Origin of the sequence: Ferruginibacter sp., from assembly GCF_049840995.1 — a bacterium.
GTDB lineage: Bacteria > Bacteroidota > Bacteroidia > Chitinophagales > Chitinophagaceae > Ferruginibacter.
Genome location: NZ_JASGIP010000003.1, coordinates 215,816 through 238,318, shown reverse-complemented (window position 1 = coordinate 238,318; position 22,503 = coordinate 215,816). Strand labels below are relative to the sequence as shown.

The following is a 22,503-nucleotide window of genomic DNA, read 5'->3' as shown; positions in this document are numbered from 1 at the left end:
CGTTAATGCGGGGGCTTTTTGTGTAGTGCATATTGTGATCGTGATAACTTATTCTTGAAGCAGGTAATAAGTAAACAGATCTGTATTGGAAAAATTACTGAAACCGGCCTGGCGCAACATTGTTACCAACTGTCCACGATGATACGTAGCATGATTGATAAAATGAAGAAACGTTTTCGAAAATTCCAGTTGTGCTGTTCTTCCATTTGGATACCTGATCCTGATCGGTTGCTGGTAATTTTCTTCAGGATATAGTTCGATCATTTCCTTTAGATCGGCAGATGCTTTTTCCCAGATCCCGATCAACTCGTTTTTTGTACCATTGAATCCGGCAGATAAATAGACGGGATTGGCTGCATTTGTCCAGAAATCGATCCAGATCTTTTTGGCACTCACCATATGAATAGCGGTTTGCCTGATACTGCTGAAGCTGCTTGTAATAGGTTGTTCCCATTGTTCATCAGAGAGCTGTTTCAGCCATTCAATAATGATATGATCTGTCCAGTTACTGTAACCGGCCAGCTCCAGAAAATACTTCTTTGTCATGTTGTTTTTATGTTTAAAATTCAACACAAAAATAGAATGCAGGCATGCTGCGGTACTGTAGCTAACCGGTCAAAAACTATCGGGAAACGATCAGATGTTGTTGTTGAAACTCTTTAGGGCTGATGCCGTAGAGCTTTTTAAAAGATTGGGAAAAACTGGAGTGGTTCTCATATCCTGCTTTGTAAAAAACCTCAGCCGGGTTTTCGTTTTGTAATAGTAATGACTTTGCTATTTCCATTTTTCGCTGCAGGAAATACTGGCTGGGAGTTTCATTATAGATCTTTATGAATTTCCGTTTAAAAGTAGCAGCGCTTGTATGGCACAAAAAAGCTAGTTCTTCCAATGTAAGATTGTTAGTTATGTTTAACTCAACTGCCTTCCTGATCTCAAACTCACCATACTCCTCCTGGCTTTTTGCCTGGAATGAAAGGATTTCATCCGGGTGTTTTTCAAGAAGATGCAGCATTAGTTCTTCAAATTTCAGCGCTATTATTTTTTGAGAAAAGGAGGCTGGTTTTAACTGTATGAGTTGAAGGGAAGTGATGAAATTTTTAATGAACACATCCTTTTCAAATACCAGGAAAGGTTGTTCTGCTTTGCCGGGCTTCGCGGAAATCTTATCAATAACAGAAGCATATTTTATAAAAAAATCAGTGAGCGCTTTATTGTCAAAAGACAACATGGTGCTTCGGTAACTGTTATTTACCGGAAGTTTTTCGGTTGTTATACAATTACCTGACGAAAGCAGGGCAAACTGTCTGTCTGTAATAGTTGTTTTATTACTGGCATAATGCACAACCTTTTCTCCTTGCTCCAAAAAAGAAACCAGGTTGTGCGGAAGAAAAATCTTACTTCTTGGCGCCTGCCGATCAGAAATATAAGTATATATATTGAAAGCTTCCATTTGGATAAGTAATAAAAATGAAGGTTATACTTCATCCTGTTAACCGGTAGCTGCAAATGCAATATTATACAATCTGCTTTACTTGAAATTTATTCTGCAAAGTTCTTGAATAGGCCCGGTCCCATTAATATAATAGAAAATTGATTTTATTGTTTTCGGTGTTCCACAATTTAAAACATCCGTCAATGAAATTTTATACGGCTTGGGTTTTAAAAACTTTTGTTCTTTCAGGTAAGTGCCCATTAGTTCATCAGCCTTTCCGTCTGTGTCAGTAAATTCAGAGATTAAATAAGTATGAATACACGGTGCACACTGCGTATCGGTAAAATACTCCACCTCTAAAGTATCTGTCGCTTTGATATCTTTTATGGATACAGTATACAAATGTACTTTATTGTATTTTCTATCATCCATTGAATCATAAATCAACTTTCCGTTTAGTTTTACAGTCCAGTAATCAATAAAATCATTAAAAGAAAAGAGCGGGACAGACAATGCAAGGATAATTGCTGTGCTAAAAAAAGTCTTCATGTTATACGATGTTTAAAGGTTACTATTTTAAATGTTGCTGCTGGTAGTTTTATCATTTTGAGTCGTTATCATAATAAGATCTTGCAGCACCTCCATTTTTATTTAACTCAGCCCGCTTTGAATCATATAGATCCCTGTACCGGGCTGCGATAGCAGGTTGACCTGATCTTTTAAACAGTTGTTCAGACACATAATAGAAGTCCAGTAAATTCAGCCAATGCACTTCTGGATCAGTGGCCAATTTTTCTGCTTCCTGTTGATGCATCCTGGCTTTGTCAAATTCTTTTAATTTGGTGAACAGGTTCGTCAACATGGTTTGCAAACCTAAAATCCGCAGGTTATTTTTTACCGAATTCCAATATGCCAAAGGGGTATTACAGTAATAGATAGCAGAGTCTGGTTTGTTTTCAAATTCATACACACGGCTCAGGTCAAATTGCGAAACGGCTACACCCCAGGCCGCATTTTTTGATTGAAATAAATCAATAGCTGCATGTATATCGTTTTTGGCTTTTGCAAAATCACCCAGCCGCCCAAACAGGTAACCCCTGAACTTTAAATTATTGGCAACATTCAAAGTGTCGTGTAAAGAAGTGAAGATGTCGATGGCCTTACTGATAAATGGCAACGACCCTTTGTAATCATGAGTTCCTTCATCGAGGTTTTGTCCGTAATTCTGTATCACATAACTTTTTGCCCTCAATTCTTTTACTTCATCCGGTGTTATTGTAGCAGCTTTGGCTTTATTTAAAAGTAATTCAATTGTAGAGTCATTAGATTCGGCGTTTGTGCACAGCATAAAATAGTCGGAAAGGATAAGCAAAGTATGACAAGTAGTTTCATCATCATAAATATTTCTTTAGAGGCCATCGGACTCCTGTGGTAACCAATGTTTATATTTTTCTCTATAAAAATTCCTGTTTTCAGTGTCTTTAAGTATGAGGTCCATGCCTCCATCATAAGGTGCCACTATAAGGTTATTGTCAATTGAAACAAAAAATGCTCTTAAACTTTCGTTTGCAATGTCTTTAAGTATATTGTCAAAATTATTTGGCTGCCAAACCTGTTCACTGATCATCGGTTTATACAAATGCCCTGGTTCATACATGGTGGGATTTAGTTTATAAAGATTGATCTCATCGATTAAAACAAAAGGGATCTTTGCAATCGAATCTACAGCTGCAATGGGATGTAATTCTGTATAACCTTCCTGCTCAGAATCGCCTGTTACTAAAACAAAAGTCGAGTGGTTACCCAAAAGATCAGTTATGATCTCATTCTGCCGGCCAAGTAAAATTTCCCATTCCCGTTTATTATCAGGGTAGCGTTTTGATCCCGGCAGACTATGAATCCTGAACCATCTGTCCGGGTAATCATGCCTGAAGTAATGCTGAATTGGAATGGTGTCAGCAAAATTTGAAGCCCAAAATATGTTGAATTGTTCTGCTGTCATAGAGTAACTTGAATATACGCTGATGCAGTACTGCCGGTTAAATTAATAATTTTTTTTTAAGACCAGCTTTTTTAACCACAGCTACATAAAAAAACTTCCGGGGTATTTCCCCGGAAGTAATATGATTCATTCTCATGCGAATCAATTATAATTGTTTCTGGAACTTCGTCTCACACTGAATATTCGCTCCCGTAATGTGCAGGAAGTAAGTGCCTGCTGCCAGCTTGCCCAGGCTCACCGGTAATTGATTATTACCTTTCTTCAACATTGCGGTACCGGATAATAAAGTTCTGCCGGTGATATCGATCACACTCCATTCGGCGCGGCCATCGGCAGGTGCCAGTACCAGTGCATTCATTTTATCGGTGGCCGGGTTGGGCGATACCGTAACATTGCCTGCAAACGAAGGCAGCGTAACACTGATGGTATTGGAATATTTGAACGCACCATTCTGATCATATACTTTAATGCGGTAGTACAGCACAGGGCTGAAATCGTTCACCAGGTTATTATCGCGGAAGTTGTAAGTGCTGCTGTTGCTGGTATTGCCAATGGCCACCACGCTGCCGATAGGGCTGAAGTTTTGTCCATTCAAACTCTTCTCCACAATATAATGCGATACACTGTTCTCGTTCTCTGTTTTCCATTGCAGCGGCACGGTACCGGCATCGTATCTACCCGTAAGGGTGATCTGGTCTAAAGGCAATACCAATGCAGATCCTGCAAAATAGAAAGTAGAAAATCCTGTAACGCTAACCGTTAGTACATAATCGCCGTTGAAATTTTTGCTCACTGCGCCTGATGGAGTAATAGCTGTAGGCGCCGTTGTCATGGTAGTACCATTGGCATCGGAATTTTTATACACCTGCACATTATTAATACCGGTAACATTACTGCCCGGTGCAGCTACCAATGCTGCCAGTTCCGCCGCAGTTAAATACAACCGTACATTCACAGCAGTGGAAGGCGGTGTTTGTACCGAAATAGTGATACTCCTGTCTGCATAAGGTGTACCGGCGTACGTGGTTCTTATAGCGCCGCTGTTCTTGTATAATGTAGAAGTGATATTGCCCAGGTTATTACCATTGGCATCAATTTCAGCAATGATATTTCCTAAAGAGTCTGTAACAGGTACCCACAAATTACTGTTATCAACCGAGCTGATAGAAGTAGCTGTACCATTGGTCAGCTGGTTATTCATACCTGGTGCAATAGGAATATTGGTGGAAATAGTACTGGCACCGGATGCATCATCATAACCCAAAAAAGTATAGCGCTGTAAACAGCCACGACAGGCGCTTACAGAAGGATTGGCAGTAGTTGGGCCCGAGGTGGTGGAACTGCTGTCGATCACGGTATAGATATTTCTGCCATCGGGAGAAATAGCCATATCGCGGAAACGGTTCACGCTGCGGAAGTAAGTAACCGTATCAGCGCCATCGGTAGGTACTACTGCAGTACCGGCTGTATTTAATTTAGTTCGCATAATGCGGCCGCCTTTTAAACAGGCTGCCAGTAAGGAGTTTCGCCAACCGGGTATCAGGCTCTTCGTATAAATATCTAATCCCGATATGGCTTCCGAATACCAGTTGATGTTGGCATTCTGTGCGCCCGACACATCATTGTAAATATATTGTATAGACCAGGCGGTACTGGTATTACCGGCAGGTACCGGGTAAAAGGAATAGAGTGTATTCTTATACGTGGTACCATTGGCTGCACCTCTTACGTTGATGGTATCCAGCACGCTCGATCTTTCAGTAAATATCAGGGGCAGGCTGCTGGAAATAGGACCGGCTTTTGCATTGTTATAATTACCATCCGAACTGTCACCTATCACCAACGGGTGCCCGTAATTACGGTTGGGTTCAATAATATTGAATTCGTCATCGCTGAAAGGCCCGTGCGAAGCGCCATACAAAAGATCCAGCGCAGCGTTATAAGCAAAGCCCTGGTTGTTGCGTATGCCCGTACTCCATACTGCACTCTGCACACCCAGTATAGTATTGAATGGATTGTTATTCGGTATCCATTGATCGTATGAACCTGCATCACCGTCGGTCTCCAGGTTAAAGCGCAATATCTTTCCTTCGTAAGAATTATTTAATTGTGCTTTTTCGGTACGGTTGATATTATCGAACTGACCGGCGCCCATATCACCTAATGCATAGAACAGGTAAGGCACGCCACCCACCGGTTTAATGATCAGGCGGCCGCTGTTATGATCATTGCTGCCACGGATGGTATCGCACAATGCAACTGGACTTACCAGGTTGGTGCCATCATAAGTAAAGCGCACCAGCCATGTTTCAAACACGTATCCTTTCACTGCCTCACCGGCATAGTTGGTAACCTGGTTAGGTGCAGAGCCGGAACTAACCGGGATGAATTTATTTACATAAGCGATGTACACATATTTTTTAGGCGAAACGGGGGCATTAAAATCAGGATGGATCGCAAGGCCCATCATGCCACCCTGCGGCCAGGGGTTTTGCGTAATGGCAAACTGCCTGCGGAAGGTGGAAGGTGTAAAGCTGCCGCCGGAGCCTGCATCACTCAGGTCGAGAATGGTGCGTTGGCCGCCATCTACCGGGTTGATCTTTTTTACTTTATAACCTTTTGCTTCTGTAACCCAAAGCGAATCATCGGGGCCATAAGTAACTTCCCAGGGATCGTACAGGCGGTTGCTGGCAGGTGAAGTAGCATTGGATACCAGCAAGGTTTGCTTGAACACTTCATTTGTTCTGCCGCCTTTAAAAATAGGACTGTATACACAAATGTCAAAGGTCCAGCTGCTGGTAGGCGTTGCCGTTGGGTTGGTCTTTACATATACCCTTGTATAATATACAGTACCAACAGACAGGCCGCTGATGACCTGTGTGCTGGCAGCCGTTTGGCAACCTAAAGATGTAAGGCCACCGCAGGCGCCACTAAAAGTTTCAATATAAGTATTGGCTGCGGTTACATTGCTGCCCAGGTTGCTCAGCGAAATATTTTCAACGGTGGCAGTGGCGGTAAATTTAAACCACACATCGTAAGTGGTAGTGTTGGTAGCCGTGCAACCTGCCGGCGCTGCGCTATTGGCATTCTGCAGGTTGGCCGTCATGCTGCTGCAGCTCAATCCCGCTGTCAATGTTACCGCATTCGCACAGGTATTATTGATACCGGCCGTTAATGGATGTGTAACACAAATAGTAAAACCTGCTGTAGAAGTATGCGAATTCCAGAGATTGGAAACACGGATATAATAAGTATTGCCAATGGTAAGACCGGTGGGGCTTACACTAACAGATCCATTGGTAACGGTACTGCTGCAGGCAAGATACCCCGTAGCAACCGAAGGGCAGGAGCTGTACACCTGCAATTCCTGGCTCCAGAAGTTTGCTTCAAAATTGCTGATGGTAATAGTATGCGTAGTAGCCACGGCTACAAATTTGTACCAAACATCGTAGTTAGTAGACCATGCCGTACAGGTGCTTCCCGAAGTAGGCGTGATGGATGGAGTAGCATTGGCAATAGTACCGGTAGTACCCGAGCAGGAAATATTTGAAGTTAATAAAATAGCGTTCGCACAATTATCATTCGAGGGCGCCTGCGCCTTAACCCATATATGCGTGGTAATTGCAATAAATAAAAGAAAGAAGGTTTTTTTTAAAAAACGCAGCATAGTATTGGATTTTATAGGAGGTTTAATAAAAATAACTTACATAATATTTATTCACTAATATGTAGTTGTTATACTATATCCCGACATACATAAACTGCTAAAACGATAAAATATTGTAGTAACCGGCAAATCGTTTTATATATAAAAAGGCTGGATATGTTGCCGGAGATTTATATATGATATAATTTTTACATGACAATAAAAAGCTGAGATTTTCGTTTTTATAGTGTAATTACTACGCCTTTGTAGAAATCGTACTACATGCAATTGAGGATTAACAGGTTGCGTGTAGGCATCCATTATTCTTGTTAAACCAAATAAATCTGTTCTATGAGATTTTTGTACATTGTAAAGTCGATTCACAGAAAGATTTTCATTTTAATAGGTCTTAGTTTCTTTCTTTCCGCAACAGTTATTGCGCAGGCTCCTGCCAACGATAACTGTGCAGGCGCCATCACATTAACTTCCAGCACCGTAACCTGTTCCAACCCTGTAAACGGTACCATCGATAATGCCACCCGTTCTATCGGAACCACCACCGCCAGTAGCTGCGTTGCCTGGTCGGCGAATTATGATGTGTGGTATAAGTTTGTTGCGGTAGCCACCACACATACGATCACGATCAATAATTTCGGCGCCAATTTCTGGAATCCCGAAGTACAGATATATGCAAGCCCCTGCCCGGCGGTATCAACCGGTTATTTAGCATGTGGTATTGCCAGTGGCGGATCGGCAGTGGCCACTTCAACTGCATTAACAGTAGGCAGTACCTATTATGTAAGGGTATCCGATTCCTGGAATCCGCACACATCCGGAAGCGGTTTCACCATCTGCCTTACCCACCCGTTGTTGTCATCAGTTAATAATACCTGTGCCACCGCTTTTAGCTTAACACCCGGTATTACCTGCAGCAGTATCACCGCCAATATGCAGAATGCCAACAGCGCTGCGCCTGCGGGTTGTACTGCAACTACTTTAACCACTTTTGATGTATGGTTTAAATTCACTGCCACATCAACCACACAAACCATCACTTTAAGCAATCTTGGCTCCAGTCTTACTGCAGCCAATACTTATATAGAAACCTTCAGCGGTACCTGTGCCGGTTTAACTTCGCTGGGCTGCCAAACAGCCGCAACAAGGCAAACCATTACCGGCTTAACGGTAGGTACCACTTATTATACAAGGGCTTTTGTAAAAACAAGCCCGACAGCCGGCGCCACCACTACGTGGAACTTTGATATCTGTGTACAGGGGCAGCCTGCCAATGATGAATGTACCGGAGCAGTAACACTTACTTCCAATACTACCTGCACCAATACTGCCGGTACGCTGGACCTTGCTACGGCCAATGCCACTAACCCCATCGGTTGTTTTGCGGCAGGCACTTATTACGATGTATGGTACCGCTTTGTTGCGGTTACCCCAACGCATACGGTTACACTAAGCAGCCTGGGTACCAATTTTACCGCACCCCGCATACAGGTGTACCAGGGTACCTGCGGCTCATTAACTTCTATGAGTTGTGTTTCGGGCAGCACGCTTACGCAAAGCGGCCTCACCGTAGGCAATGTATATTATGTACGTGTAGCTAATTTTAATACCAATCCATCAGGAACAGGTACGGTAGCCGGTTTCAATATCTGTATCACGCATACCAACGACCTGTGCAGCGGCGCTACTTTATTAAGCAGCGGATCTACCTGTACCAATGTGGCGGGTACTTTACTGAATGCCACTGCCACAGCGGGATTATCTGCCTGCGGTAATGCATCATCAGCAGATGTATGGTATTATTTTGTGGCACAGAGCAATCACCCTGTTATCACTTTAAGCAGCGTGGGCAGCAACCTCAGTGCAGCATCACCACTCATCCAGTTATTTACCGGGTCGTGCGGCACATTAACTGCCGTGCCGGGTGTGTGTGGCGCATCGCCGCTCAATACCGCGGTATCACCGGGCGGTACCGGGCTTACCATCAACACTACTTATTATGTACGTATAACCACCAATACCAATACCGGTTCACCCTCTTCGGGCAACTGGGGTTTCAATATCTGTATCACCAATCCTAATGAAGCATTGGTGGATTATGGAAAATGTTATGTGAACATTACGAATGGTACATCGGGCGGTACCATCAATCCCGGCGATGTGCTGGAAATAAGGGCCACGCTCGTTATCTCGGGCCCGGGTACAACTGTTGCTATCGACAGTCTTGCTTATTACGATACTTTAACTGCTGGTAAAGGCCTTGCACTGATAAAAGACAGTATGGCTTTAAGAACGAATGAAGGCAAACTCTTCCGTCCGTCCAACAGTACCTGCTATACCGATGCAAAAGATGTGCTGGATGCAGCGTGGATCACCACGGCAGGTGCCGGTTCGGATACTGCCCTGCAGATCAATATGGGCGAAGGCGCCACCTGGGCTAAAAGAGGTATCTTAAGAAACACCTCCAAACCTTCCAACTTTGGCAGCACCTGTATTGTGATGGCTACCTACCGGGTACGGGTAAACGGAGCGTATGGTACCAAGGTAAGATATGGCGGCGGTGCATTCCGCTACAGGGATACCATCACCAATACTTCTTATGTCATTAATTTTCCTAAAGACAGTTTGATGATCTATGCCAGCCCGGGTGGATGCCCGGATGCTGTATCACCCACCAACGTGGTGGGGGATGAATCGAATGGTACATTTGGCACCCCTTCCGGCAATCCCACTTATTTCCAGAACAGGGGTACATCTGCCAATACAAAATATGCTTACGGGCCGTTTAATACCGGCAGCCCGGCGGATTATTTTTACAGCGTGGCCAACAACAGCAGTGCCAATGCCAGCACAGTACAAACACTTACCAAGCCCGAAGGCGGCGGTAACCGGGTATTCGGTGTGTGGGATATTTCCGGCGACCATACCGGGGCCACCAATACTGCAAAAGGTAACCCGCCCTGTAATGTAAACCTGCCCATCAGTGCGTCTAACCCTTGCGGTTATATGCTGGTGGTAAACTCTGCATACCGTGCCGACGTGGCATTTGAATATAATTTCAGTGGTGCCTGTACCGATACTTATTACGAGATATCGGCCTGGTTAAAAAATGTCTGCGCCAAATGTGGTTGCGATTCCAATGGTGTGGGGGCCAGCAGTACGGGTTATTCCCCTACGGCATCGGGCGACTCTGCCGGTGTGCGTCCCAACATTGCCTTCCAGATAGATGGTGTGGATTATTATACAACCGGTGACCTGGTGTACCAGGGTTTGAGCGGTACACAAACAGGGTCTGATACTTTGAACAAATGGGTGAAACGTTCCTTTGTATATAAAACAGGGCCTAATCAAACCAGTTTTAAAATGTCGTTCCGTAACAATGCGCCCGGGGGCGGTGGTAACGACTGGGCCGTGGATGATATCAGTATGCGTACCTGTTACCCGAACATGATCTATTCACCTTCCAATACACCGGCAGTGTGTACGGGCCACCCGCTCACCTTGTCGGATACCGTAAGTTCTTATTACAACGTATACATTTATTACAAATGGCAACGGAGCACGGATGGTGGTGTAACCTGGGTGGATGTAGCCGGTACAGCGGGCATTGCATCGCCGGTGCTGGTGGGGCCCAACAACTACCGCTTTGTAAACTCTTATACATTGCCGCCTACAGCAACATCATTAAGCAATGCCGGCGATAAATACAGGATGGTGGTGGCTACCAATGCCGCCAATCTTGCAGGTGTAAGCTGTAACTATACAGATGTGGCGCCTGTTACCATCTCCATCATCAATACCTGTATTGATATTGATGATGATAATGATGGTATACCCGATTACGTGGAATTCAATAACCCGCTTGCATTGCAGGATGCCAATGGTAATGGAATCCCTAACTGGAATGATGCCAGCTACCCCGGTTATGTAGATAATAACTTCGATTTTGTAAATGATAATTTTGATTACGGTGCCGATTCGGATAATGATGGTATACCCAATTACAGGGATACCGATTTCCCCGGCTTTGTAGATTCCAATGGAGATGGTGTGAATGATAATGCAGACAGGGATAAAGATGGTATCATTAATCAATACGACCTGGACAGTGATAACGATGGTATACCCGATACCGTAGAATCCTATGGTGTGGAAGCCAATGGTGATGGTATCATTGATAGTTATGTGGATACAGATAATGATGGCTTCTCGCAAAATGTGGATGCCAATAATACCGGTGTGGCGGGATCGGGTACCGGCCTGGGGGCGCAGGACCTGGATGGCGATGGCGTACCGAATTATTTAGATACCGACAGTGATAACGATGGTATACCTGACGTGATTGAAGCTGCCGGTAATGATACCAATAACGATGGTAAGATAGACAGCTTCAGCGATCTGAATGGAGACGGGCTGAGTGATAACGATATTAACGCAACAGCTTTATTAAAAACGGGTCTCGACGTTTCGCCGGTAGATGGCAGGGCAGATGATTTCCCGAACAAGAACCTGGATCGTGATTTCCGCCCGAATGCTTACGACCTGGATAGTGATGGCGATGGTATTGCAGATGTGATAGAAGCCGGCCTGCCCGATGCCAATTTAAATGGCATAGTGGATGGTACCATAGCGATCAACGGTTGGTCTACCACCGTATCGGCCATGGGTACACTAAATTTAAGAAATACAGATGCATCTGGTAATCCTGATTACCTGGATATAGATAGTGACAATGATGGTATACCGGATAATATTGAAGGTATGAGTACAGCAGGATACATAATGCCGACATTGACAGATACCGACGGAGATGGTTTGGCGAATGTGTATGACAACGTGGTGGGCTTTGGCGGCGCCGGTATATTCGTGTACGATCATGATGGGGATGGTATACCCGATTACCGCGACCTGGATACGGATGGCGACGGGCAGGCGGATATTATTGAGGGCAATGATTTTAACCTGAACGGATTAATGGATGATAATGTAACCCTTACCGGTGTTGATACGGATGGCGATGGATTGGATAACCGTTTTGATTCACTCAACTCTGTTACCAATGTAAAAGGTACATCATACCGTATGGGTACGGGTGGTACCTTAACAGGCGATGCCACACCGGGATCAAGATGTACAGTGCAGAAGAAAACGGTGGGACAGATCAACCGCGACTGGCGCTTTGTGGGCGTGGTGCTGCCGGTGGAATTCCTCAGCTTCAGCGGCCTGCCTAAGCAAAATACGGTATTGCTCAACTGGAGCATTATTGCAACAAAAGATATTGACCATTTTGAAGTGGAACGAAGTACGGATAACAGCAGTTATGCTTATGTGGGTATTGTAAATGATGCCGTACAGCTGAACGAACCACAGAGCTTCAGTTATACAGATGATATCAGTGGTATTACTAACGAGATCATTTACTACCGCCTTAAAGTGATCGGTAAAGCAGGAGAGATCAAGTACAGCAATGTACTGGTGGTGCGCCAGGCACAGGTAAAAGCCCCGGTGAGTATTGTACCTAATCCTGCCAGTGATTTTGTACTGGTAAGATTAACGGCGGAAAAAGAATCGCTGGTAACTTTAAGGCTCGTGGATAATTTGGGTAAGACGGTACTGCAACAGCAACAGCGGGTATTTAAAGGTAATAATGTTTTGCAGCTGAGCGGGCTCAGCAAGTACAGTGCAGGTGTATATTCACTGCAACTGCTGATGAATGATGAAGTGGTGACACAAAAACTGATACTGGAAAAATAATACTATTGTAAACAAAGCAAGGCTGCCTTTACAGGGCAGCCTTTTTTAATGAGTTTATTGATGTGAATATTTAAATGCTACCAATTGTTTTATTAATTTAGCCGTACATCCTTTATATGATGCTCAAAAAGATCCTCATACTAAGTGGTTTTGTTATACTCATCGGGGCATTCTCGTTTTTCTCGTATAAAAAAAGCGATCCTGCGGAAGCTGTAAAGGATTTTTACCTGCAGCAGTCCCACCAGTTAGAGCAGGAGATCGTTCAACTGCAGCAACTTGCAATAGCAAAGAACGAAAAGGCATTGCAGCAGCAATTCATAAAAACACGCCTTGCGTATAAACAGGCCGAGACCATCATAGAATATTACTTTAATTTTTTTGCAGTAAAGCTCAATGGCCCCCCCATTGTTTTTTTTGAAGAAGACGAACCGGATATGGGGCCACAGCAACCCAATGGCATGCAGGTGATAGAAGGATTATTGTTTCCTCATTTTGATAAAGCCAATACCCAGGCGCTGGAAGATGCCACTGCAACCTTGTTGCTGAATACCCGTAACATGATAGCAACCACGGAATCCAATGCTTTTAACGAAGAATTTATTTTTGATGCCGTGATGGAAGAACTGTACCGTATTACTGCAATGGGTATTACCGGTTTTGATTCGCAGGCAGCAGTGAATGGTTTGCCGGAATGCGGTGCTGCACTGAAAGGGGTACAAAAAATATTGTTGCTGTATAAAGATGACATGAATACAGTGAATGCAGCAGCAACAAAAAAACTGCAGCAGTTACTGGATGCAGCCCAGCAGTATCTACAACTGCATACTGATTTCAATGCTTTTGACCGGATGGAGTTCATTATAAAATACATGAACCCTATCACTGTTATTATAGGTGATTATAAAAAGGCAAAAGGATTGGGTGACAACAAATCACCTATGTTCTACAGTACTATTAAAAAAAACAATACACTATTTGCAGCTGGTATTTTTGATGCCAATAAATACCTGGATGATAATACCACTTCTACAGAAAAGATATTACTGGGCCGCAAACTCTTTTTTGATAAACAATTATCCTCCGGTAAGCAACGCAGCTGTGCCACCTGCCACAATCCCGCCAAAGCCTTTACCGACGGGCTTTCCACCAGTGTGGCCATTGACGGGCATACCGCATTGCCCCGTAATGCGCCCACCTTATGGAATGCAGCATTGCAGCGCAACCTGTTTTTAGACAGCCGCAGCTTTTCGCTCGAAGACCAGGTGATGGAAGTATTGAACAACGCTAAGGAAATGCATGGCTCTGCACAAGCCGCTGCAGAAAATATCATTGCACAGAAAGAATATGATACCATCTATGCAAAAGCATATCCCGGTGCTGCCAAAGCAGTTGCTGCTGTAAATATCTGCAATGCCATTGCCTGCTTTGAACGCACTTTAGTATCGCTGAATGCAAAATTTGATAAGCAAATGCGTGGGCAGCAACTGATGAATGCGGATGAAATAAAAGGCTTTAATCTTTTTATGGGTAAGGCCAAATGTGGCACCTGTCATTTTATGCCCCTGTTCAGTGGCGCCAAACCGCCCCGCTATTATTATACCGAAACTGAAGTGATAGGTGTGCCACTTAAAGCAACAAAAACCAACAGCGAATTGGATAAGGATGAAGGAAGATTTATCGTGACCAATTTTCCGTTACATAAATATGCGTTTAAAACCATGAGCCTGCGCAACATTGCTGTAACTGCTCCTTACATGCACAATGGTGTATTTAAAACACTGGAAGAAGTAATTGATTTTTATGATAACGGTGGTGGTAAAGGTTTGAATATTGCACCAAAAAATCAAACATTACCTTTTGATAAACTGCAATTAAATAACATAGAAAAGAAGCAGCTCATTGCTTTTTTACACACCCTCACCGACACCGCAGAAACCCGCAAAACCCTTGCTGGTAGTAGTTTTTAGACATTTTAACAGTAGTTATACTACATCGTACTACGGAAAAGATGCTGTTGAAATACTTTTACAACAGTATTCGAAAAAAAACTACCCGTTTCTGCTAAAACTTAACACAGAAAAGTATTAGTTTTCGGAAATATTTTGTAGGCGTAAGTAAACGTGCTTTGATTACTGAACCTTGAAATCCGATACTATGAAGAATTTTACCCGTAAAGAAACACCTGTTTTTTTATTATTGATCACGCTAACCTGCAGCATGCAATTGCATGCGCAAACACTTACCCGTGGTCCGTACTTACAAACCGGCAAACAGGATTCCATCACCATTCGCTGGAGGACCAACACTGCTTCCAATTCAAAAGTTACCTGGGGTACTGCATTCGGTACTTATTCTAATTCTTTAACACAGGATGTGGCCACACCGGTTACAGAACATATTGTACGCATTGGTGGTTTATCGGCCGATACCAAATACTGGTACACCATTGGTACTACCACCACTACTTTACAAAACACCAACACCAATTATTTTTTAACACTGCCTGCCAATAATACCAACCGGCTGCTGCGCTTTGTAGCCATTGGCGATTGTGGTAATAACTCCACCAATCAAACCAATGTAAAAAATACTTTCATGAATTATATTGGCAGCAATGATATTGATGCCATGCTGCTGGTGGGTGATAATGCGTATACCACCGGTTCGGATGCCGAATACCAGACCAACTTTTTTGACATTTATAAGAACGATCTTTTAAAATATTATAAACTCTATCCTGCACCCGGCAATCATGATTATGGCAACAGTTCGGCCAATACAGGTAAAACCGGCGGCGCTTTAGGAAGCATGCCTTACCATACCAATTTTACCGTACCGATGGCAGGCGAGATCGGCGGTGTGGCATCCGGTGCAAAGAATTTTTACTCGTACAATATCGGTAATGTGCATTTTGTTTCGCTGGACTCTTACGGAAAGGATGATAACAATACCACTAAAGTATATGATACCACGGGTAAGCAGGCTACCTGGTTAAAAAGCGACCTGGATGCCAATACGCAAAAATGGACCGTGGTATATTTTCACCATCCGCCGTATACCAAGACCAGTCATAATGCAGATGATGTTGCAGCAGAAGCAGAACTGGTGGCAGTACGGGAAAAATTCATCCGCATACTGGAGCGCTATGGGGTGGACCTGGTGATCTGCGGCCACTCGCATGGATATGAAAGAAGTTATTTACTGAAAGGGTTTTATAACACTTATGCGTCACCGTTACTGGATGCAGATTTTTCTGCAGCAGCGCATACGGCCACCGGCAATACACAGAATGGTTTGTACGACGGTGTAACAGGTAATTACAAAGCCTTTACTTATAATTCGGGAAAATACAATCATGGTACCGTGTATGTAGTTACCGGTTCTGCCGGGCAGGTAGGCGGTACATCAACGGGTTATCCTGAAGATTGTATGTATTATTCCAATGCCACCAATGGCGGTTGCTTTTATTTTGAAGTGGACAGCAACCGGCTGAATGCAAAGTTTGTTTCGTACACCACGGCGCCTACGCCGCTGATACGTGACCAGTTCACCATTTTTAAAGATGTAAAAAGAAAGACCAATTATTCCATTACACTGGGGCAGTCCATACAGCTTACTGCATCATGGCGGGGTACGTATAACTGGACCATTCCCACCAATGGTTTTACTGCACCTGGCCAGGTAACGCAGTCCATACTCGCCATACCGGATGTTACTGGTGTGTTCGATTATATTGTATCAGATGATTTTAATGACCTGAAAGATACTTTTCGTGTAACCGTTAACGCTGGTGCGCTGCCCATACTGCTGAATAATTTTACTGCCACACTGGATAATAATAAAGTATTGCTGGACTGGTCGACTGATGTGGAACAGAATAATAAATACTTTACCGTAGAACGCTCTGTAGGAGGTTCGGGCTTCCAGGTGCTGGATAAGGTAAATGGCGCCGGTAATTCCAATACATTAAAGAATTACCACCTGGTGGATCCTTTACCTGCAGAAGGCAATAACTATTACCGCCTGTCGCAAACCAATTACGATGGTAAGAAAACTTATTTCGATACGAAGAAAGTATTTTATCACAACGATAAACCGCTCAGCTGCACGGTGGTACGCCAATCATCCAGCACCAAATTGATCATAGGCAGCACCAGGCCTGATAATATCGTCTTAAGAGTGGTGGATATGTCGGGTAAAGAAATAGCGAATGGCACCATGAGTGTGATCACCGGTAATAACAGTAAGGAACTGCAACTGAATAATGGTGTATACATCATTACACTCAGCAATTCCACCGGCGACAGGATCAGTACAAAAGTAATAATCGAATAAAAGAAGATAGTATAATCAATTTTTAATTGTTGTTTAACCCGTTAGAACCTAATCCAATGAAAATGTTTAAATCCGTAGCAAATGAAAACCTTTTTACTAACGCTGCTCATCAGTGTTATTATCTTTCAACCGTTTGAAAGTAATGCACAGATATTACGTGCCTTCGCACCCCGCTATTATAATTCCTCTGCAAGGGGAAGTATAGTGTATGTGTCTAACAGCATTGTTTCTTCCAGTGGTATTGGAAGCGGCGTGCCGGGTACAGGCGAAGTACCGCCAACAGGATCCACTACCAACAATAGTGCTACTGCCATCAATATTGATGTGGACAATCCTGCAGCCACCACCAAACTTGCGCTGGGCAGCACCTGGAATTATTTTTCCAGCACTACAGCTCCCGCCAATGATATCCTGGGCAATACCTGGAAACAATCTGCATATACATTGACCGGTTTATGGAATATCGGCGCTTCACCTGTGAACGGACCGGGTAAATATGGATTCAACGGAACGCAGGCCACCTGTATCCCCAGTGGCATCACACCCATTTGTACGCCGGGTGCTGGTTCCAAACGCACGGCTTATTATTTTCGCCGTACAGTGAGCTTTACTGCAGCAGAACTGTCCACTACTTTTTACAGCATACAAATGAATTTAAAAAGAGATGATGGTATTGTGGTGTATATAAACGGTGTGGAACAGGTAAGGAATAATATGCCCACCGGTACAATTACGTATGCTTCTTTAGCATCTTCCAATATTGCAACGGGCGCTGCCGAAGATGTTGCGGTAAGCCTTAGCCCGAGCGTGTTTACAGCAGGCGTTAATACCATTGCAGTGGAAGTGCATTTGAATACCGCTACTGCATCAGATATGTCTTTTGATATGGAATTACTAGGGCTGGATAATAACGGCACCTATAATTCTTCTACTGCCAACCTGAGTTTACCTGCCTGCTCCAATGTAATGTTCGCAGGTTTGTACTGGGGTGCCGGCCAGGGTAGTGGTGGTACCAATACCGCCTGGATGAATGGTACAGAAACCACCTGTAAATTAAAGATACCGGGCGCTGGTTCTTATACCACCATCACTTCTTCCAAAACAGATTACTGGAACAGCACGTTGATCGCAGGTTATGCGCATACGGGCTACCAGTGTTTCTTCGATATCACTTCCATGATCAACCCCACCAACCCCAACGGCACTTTTACCGTAGGTAATGTGTTGCCTGCATTGGGCATTGGGGATGCTTATGGTGGATGGACGATCGTTATCGTGTATGCGAATCCGTCACTACCACCGCGAAACCTTACGGTGTTTGACGGTTGTGCTATTGTAAAGAGTGGTAGTCCACCGGCAGACGTTGCCATCTCCGGCTTTCTTACGCCTCCCGGCGGACCGGTAAGCTGTGAGCTGGGCGCCGTGGTGTATGATGGTGACCGTACTTCTAAAGACTCCTTCCTGTTCAAGCAACAGGGTGCAGCATCTTTCTATAATCTTACCCCCAATGCACTGGCCAATTTAAACGATATGTGGAACAGTGTGATCTCGTACAAGGGTGCCGTGGTTACCACCCGTAACCCATCGTTCCAGAATACGCTGGGCTATGATGCCAGCATCATGGACCTGCCCAATACATCCAATGCGCAGTTAGGTAATAGTAAAACATCGGCTACCGTGCGTTTTGCATCGCCGAGCGAAAACTATATTGTGCAGGTATTAACAACGGGTATCTCGCAATACAACCCAACTTTTGCTTTTGATAAAACGGCTACAGATGTTAATGGTGGTTCACTGGTACCCGGCGATGTGCTGCGCTATGTAATTAATTACAGCAATGTGGGTAACGACTCCAGTACCAATACCATCATCACCGATAATATTCCCACGGGTACCACCTACGTGCCCGGCAGTATAAAAATAAACGGCGTTGCCAAAACAGATGCGGCGGCCGATGACCAGGCGGAATACACTTTCGCTTCCAACAAGATCACGTACCGTATTGGTGTAGGCGCCAATGCAGTAAATGGTGGTAATGTGGGTACGGGTGTAAGTGGTACAGTGCAGTTTGATGTGGTCACCACTTCTTCCTGCGATGTATTGTCCTGTATAGGGCCGGTGCAGAACAGTGCGAGGATCGATTACAAGGGTAAAACTTCTCTTGCCATATTATACGACTCCAGCGGTGTGAATACGGCGGGCTGTATTGTGAAGGGTCCGGTGAATGTAACAGTTACGGGTACCTGTTTTTCGCCTAAAGATACGGTGATCATCAACCAGTGTAATAACTTAACCGTTACATTGCCCTGGGCTAAATATGCCGGCTATAGTTTTTATTCGGCCAAGCCATTTATACCGGCTAATTTATACAATCCTTATACACCGGTAACTTATCCCGGCGGTATCTACTGGGCTTATTTTTCCAATGGCGCCGGTTGTTCCGATACTGCCAGGATCGCCGTGATCATTCATGCCTGCCCGGATATTGATGATGACAATGATGGCATACCCGATTACGTGGAATTCAATAATGCTGTGGCTTTACAGGATGCCAACCTGAATGGTATCCCCAACTGGAACGATCCTACCTATCCCGGTTATGTAGATAATAACTTTGATAATGTGAACGACAATTTTGATTATGGCGCCGATTCGGATAATGATGGTATCCCCAATTTTTACGATACCGATTTCCCCGGCTTTGTGGATGCCAATGGCGATGGTGTGAATGATAATGCGGATAAAGACAAGGATGGCATTATCAATCAATACGACCTGGACAGTGACAATGATGGTATACCCGATACAGTAGAATCGTATGGTGTGGATGCGAATGGTGATGGCATTATTGATAACTATGTAGATACGGATAATGATGGCTTCTCTCAAAACGTGGATGCCAATAATACCGGTGTTAATGGATCGAATGTGGGCTTGGGTGCACAGGATTTTGACGGCGATGGTATTCCTAATTACCTCGACCTGGATAGTGATAACGATGGTATTCCCGACCTGATAGAAGCGGGCGGCACCGATGCCAATAACAATGGTTTGATCGATGGCTTCACTGATCTGAACAGTGATGGTATCAGCGATAATGATGTAAATGCAACAGCGCTGTTGAAAACGGGGGTGGATGTTTCGCCTGTGGACGGAAGGGCTGATAACTACCCTAATAAAAACCTTGACCGCGATTTCAGGCCCAACCCTTACGACCTGGACAGTGATGCAGATGGTATTGTGGATGTGATAGAAGCAGGTTTGCCGGATGCGAATTTTAATGGCATCGTGGATGGTGCTATTGCCAACAATGGCTGGTCCACCACTGTATCGGCAATGGCTACACTAAACCTGCGCAACACCGATGGTGTGGGCAATCCCGATTACCTGGATATTGACAGCGATGATGATGGTATACCGGATAACATTGAAGGTATGTCTACATTGGGTTACCTGCTGTATATACCCGGCGATACCGATGGTGATGGCCTAACCAACACCTATGATAATATCATTGGCTTTGGCGGCTCGGGTATTTTTGTGTACGATCACGATGGTGATGGTATACCCGATTACAGGGACCTGGATACCGATGGTGATGGTGCGCCGGATATTGTGGAAGGCAATGATTTTAACCTGAACGGTATTGCCGATGACCTGGTAACATTAACGGGATTGGATACGGATGGTGATGGATTGGATAACCGTTTTGATTCATTGAACTCTGTAACCAATGTAAAAGGTACCTCTTACCGCTTTGGTTCGGGTGGAATATTAACAGGCGATGCCACACCCGGCTCCAGGGCTCCGGTGCAGAAGAAATTTGTATTGCAGATCAACCGCGACTGGCGTTATGTAGGGGTGGTGCTGCCGGTACAGTTCCTCAATTTTACGGGAACACAGCAACAAAATACCGTGCCGCTCAACTGGACGATCATTGCATCTAAAGAAGTCAGATCATTTTGAAGTGGAACGAAGTACGGATAACTATGTGTACAACATAACGGGCATGGTAAACGATGCCGTAAAACTGAACGAAGCGCAAAGCTTTACTTATACGGATGATATTACCGGCATTGGCAGCGATATCATTTATTACAGGCTGAAGGTATTTGGTAAAGAAGGAGAGGTGAAGTACAGCAGTGTATTGGTGGTAAGGGTGAACACGGTAAAAACAGCCGTGAGCATAGTGCCCAACCCGGCCAGCGATTATGTAACGGTAAAATTCTTTGTAGAAAGAGAATCGGCTGTGCTGCTGAAGCTGGTGGATAATATGGGCAAAGTGCTACTGCAGCAAACACAACGATCGGTAAGGGGCAATAATGTGCTGCGCATTGACGGACTCGGCAAATTCAGTGCAGGCGTGTATACCCTGCAGGTGCTGGTGAACAACGAAGTGACCACGCAGAAGCTGATCGTATCAAAGTAGTTTTTTAGCAAATGGTAACTATACAATTATGCCTGGCTTAGCCGGGCATTTTTGTATAAGCGGGTGATCGTATTACCAATTGGTATATTCCTGTAATACCGGTATGCTTACGGGTATTATGCACTATTTTTGTATGGATGTATACATTAAAAAAATCGCTGGGGCAGCATTTCTTAAAGGATGAAAACATTATCCGTAAGATAGTGGATGCGCTGCAGCAGGAAAGCTTTACCCGCCTGCTGGAAGTGGGGCCGGGCGCAGGGGCATTAACCAAACACCTGCTGCAATTGCCCGGTGTTGATTTTAAAGCCGTGGAACTGGATGAGGAAAAGGTTGAGTATCTTTTTAAGCAGTATCCTGTGTTAAAAGACAGGATCATTCATAAAAGTTTTTTGGATATCGATCAGCCATTTAATGAAAGCTTCGTGGTGATCGGTAATTTTCCCTATAATATTTCCACGCAGATATTGTTCAAGATACTGGAGTGGAAAGACGATGTGCCTGCGGTGATCGGCATGTTCCAGAAGGAAGTGGCGCAGCGGGCCGCCGCCAAAGAAGGCAGCAAAGTATATGGTGTGCTGAGTGTGCTGGTGCAGGCTTATTACAATGTGGAGTATTTATTTGATGTAGGCAATGAATGTTTTAATCCGCCACCCAAAGTGCAGAGCGGTGTAATAAGGCTTACGCGGAAGACCACGCCGCTGCACGTGAAAACAGAAAAAGCATTCTGGCTATTGGTAAAAACCGCTTTTAACCAACGCCGTAAAACATTGCGCAATGCCGTAAAAGGTTTGTTTACCGCCGAAGTATTGCAGGATGAACTTTTTAATAAACGTGCCGAGGCATTGAGTATTGAAGATTTTGCAGCGCTTACCTTCAAAATGAACTGA

Annotated in this window: 12 protein-coding genes; 6 read left to right on the top strand and 6 right to left on the bottom strand. The window is 44.3% G+C overall.

Going from position 1 to position 22,503, the window contains the following annotated elements; genetic code table 11:
- Positions 1-48 precede the first annotated feature (48 nt).
- The 6 genes from QM738_RS02590 to QM738_RS02565 all read right to left on the bottom strand — a co-directional run bounded on the left by QM738_RS02590 (position 49) and on the right by QM738_RS02565 (position 7,101).
- On the bottom strand, positions 49-546 hold the full coding sequence (locus QM738_RS02590; protein WP_462275120.1) for a DinB family protein: 498 nt from the start codon (positions 544-546) through the stop codon (positions 49-51).
- A gap of 76 nt (positions 547-622) precedes the next feature.
- Complete coding sequence (locus tag QM738_RS02585) at positions 623-1,450, bottom strand: helix-turn-helix transcriptional regulator (protein WP_462275119.1); 828 nt, start codon at positions 1,448-1,450, stop codon at positions 623-625.
- Positions 1,451-1,528: 78 nt separating this feature from the next.
- On the bottom strand, positions 1,529-1,981 hold the full coding sequence (locus QM738_RS02580) for a hypothetical protein (RefSeq protein WP_462275118.1): 453 nt from the start codon (positions 1,979-1,981) through the stop codon (positions 1,529-1,531).
- Positions 1,982-2,033: 52 nt separating this feature from the next.
- On the bottom strand, positions 2,034-2,780 hold the full coding sequence (locus QM738_RS02575) for a hypothetical protein (protein ID WP_462275117.1): 747 nt from the start codon (positions 2,778-2,780) through the stop codon (positions 2,034-2,036).
- A 60-nt stretch (positions 2,781-2,840) separates the two neighbouring features.
- Complete coding sequence (locus QM738_RS02570; protein ID WP_462275116.1) at positions 2,841-3,434, bottom strand: DUF3885 domain-containing protein; 594 nt, start codon at positions 3,432-3,434, stop codon at positions 2,841-2,843.
- Positions 3,435-3,579: 145 nt separating this feature from the next.
- Positions 3,580-7,101 carry a PQQ-dependent sugar dehydrogenase gene (locus QM738_RS02565; protein ID WP_462275115.1) on the bottom strand — a complete coding sequence of 1,174 codons (3,522 nt, stop codon included), beginning with the start codon at positions 7,099-7,101 and terminating at the stop codon, positions 3,580-3,582.
- Positions 7,102-7,431: 330 nt separating this feature from the next.
- On the opposite strand from QM738_RS02565, the gene QM738_RS02560 reads away from it, so the two are divergent.
- From QM738_RS02560 to rsmA, 6 genes are all read left to right on the top strand, one after another.
- Positions 7,432-12,849 (top strand): T9SS type A sorting domain-containing protein, encoded by a 5,418-nt coding sequence (locus QM738_RS02560; protein WP_462275114.1) that lies wholly within the window; start codon positions 7,432-7,434, stop codon positions 12,847-12,849.
- Between the two features lie 116 nt (positions 12,850-12,965).
- Positions 12,966-14,816, top strand: coding sequence for a cytochrome-c peroxidase (locus QM738_RS02555; RefSeq protein ID WP_462275113.1), 1,851 nt, complete (start codon positions 12,966-12,968; stop codon positions 14,814-14,816).
- A gap of 187 nt (positions 14,817-15,003) precedes the next feature.
- Positions 15,004-17,184: a metallophosphoesterase gene (locus tag QM738_RS02550; RefSeq protein ID WP_462275112.1), complete on the top strand. Its 2,181-nt coding sequence runs from the start codon at positions 15,004-15,006 to the stop codon at positions 17,182-17,184.
- Between the two features lie 81 nt (positions 17,185-17,265).
- Positions 17,266-21,150: a hypothetical protein gene (locus tag QM738_RS02545; protein ID WP_462275111.1), complete on the top strand. Its 3,885-nt coding sequence runs from the start codon at positions 17,266-17,268 to the stop codon at positions 21,148-21,150.
- The gene (locus QM738_RS02540; RefSeq protein WP_462275110.1) at positions 21,122-21,613 is read left to right on the top strand and encodes a T9SS type A sorting domain-containing protein; all 492 of its coding nucleotides are present in this window, start codon (positions 21,122-21,124) and stop codon (positions 21,611-21,613) included. Before QM738_RS02545 ends, QM738_RS02540 begins: the two co-directional genes overlap by 29 nt.
- Before the next feature lie 137 nt (positions 21,614-21,750).
- Positions 21,751-22,503: a 16S rRNA (adenine(1518)-N(6)/adenine(1519)-N(6))-dimethyltransferase RsmA gene (gene rsmA, locus QM738_RS02535; RefSeq protein WP_462275109.1), complete on the top strand. Its 753-nt coding sequence runs from the start codon at positions 21,751-21,753 to the stop codon at positions 22,501-22,503.

What these genes read in the sequence shown, in the direction of transcription:
- QM738_RS02590 (WP_462275120.1), bottom strand. Translation starts at nt 546, where the DNA reads ATGACAAAGAAGTATTTTCTGGAGCTGGCCGGTTACAGTAACTGGACA.
- QM738_RS02585 (WP_462275119.1), bottom strand. Translation starts at nt 1,450, where the DNA reads ATGGAAGCTTTCAATATATATACTTATATTTCTGATCGGCAGGCGCCA.
- QM738_RS02580 (WP_462275118.1), bottom strand. Translation starts at nt 1,981, where the DNA reads ATGAAGACTTTTTTTAGCACAGCAATTATCCTTGCATTGTCTGTCCCG.
- QM738_RS02575 (WP_462275117.1), bottom strand. Translation starts at nt 2,780, where the DNA reads ATGCTGTGCACAAACGCCGAATCTAATGACTCTACAATTGAATTACTT.
- QM738_RS02570 (WP_462275116.1), bottom strand. Translation starts at nt 3,434, where the DNA reads ATGACAGCAGAACAATTCAACATATTTTGGGCTTCAAATTTTGCTGAC.
- QM738_RS02565 (WP_462275115.1), bottom strand. Translation starts at nt 7,101, where the DNA reads ATGCTGCGTTTTTTAAAAAAAACCTTCTTTCTTTTATTTATTGCAATT.
- QM738_RS02560 (WP_462275114.1), top strand. Translation starts at nt 7,432, where the DNA reads ATGAGATTTTTGTACATTGTAAAGTCGATTCACAGAAAGATTTTCATT.
- QM738_RS02555 (WP_462275113.1), top strand. Translation starts at nt 12,966, where the DNA reads ATGATGCTCAAAAAGATCCTCATACTAAGTGGTTTTGTTATACTCATC.
- QM738_RS02550 (WP_462275112.1), top strand. Translation starts at nt 15,004, where the DNA reads ATGAAGAATTTTACCCGTAAAGAAACACCTGTTTTTTTATTATTGATC.
- QM738_RS02545 (WP_462275111.1), top strand. Translation starts at nt 17,266, where the DNA reads ATGAAAACCTTTTTACTAACGCTGCTCATCAGTGTTATTATCTTTCAA.
- rsmA (WP_462275109.1), top strand. Translation starts at nt 21,751, where the DNA reads ATGTATACATTAAAAAAATCGCTGGGGCAGCATTTCTTAAAGGATGAA.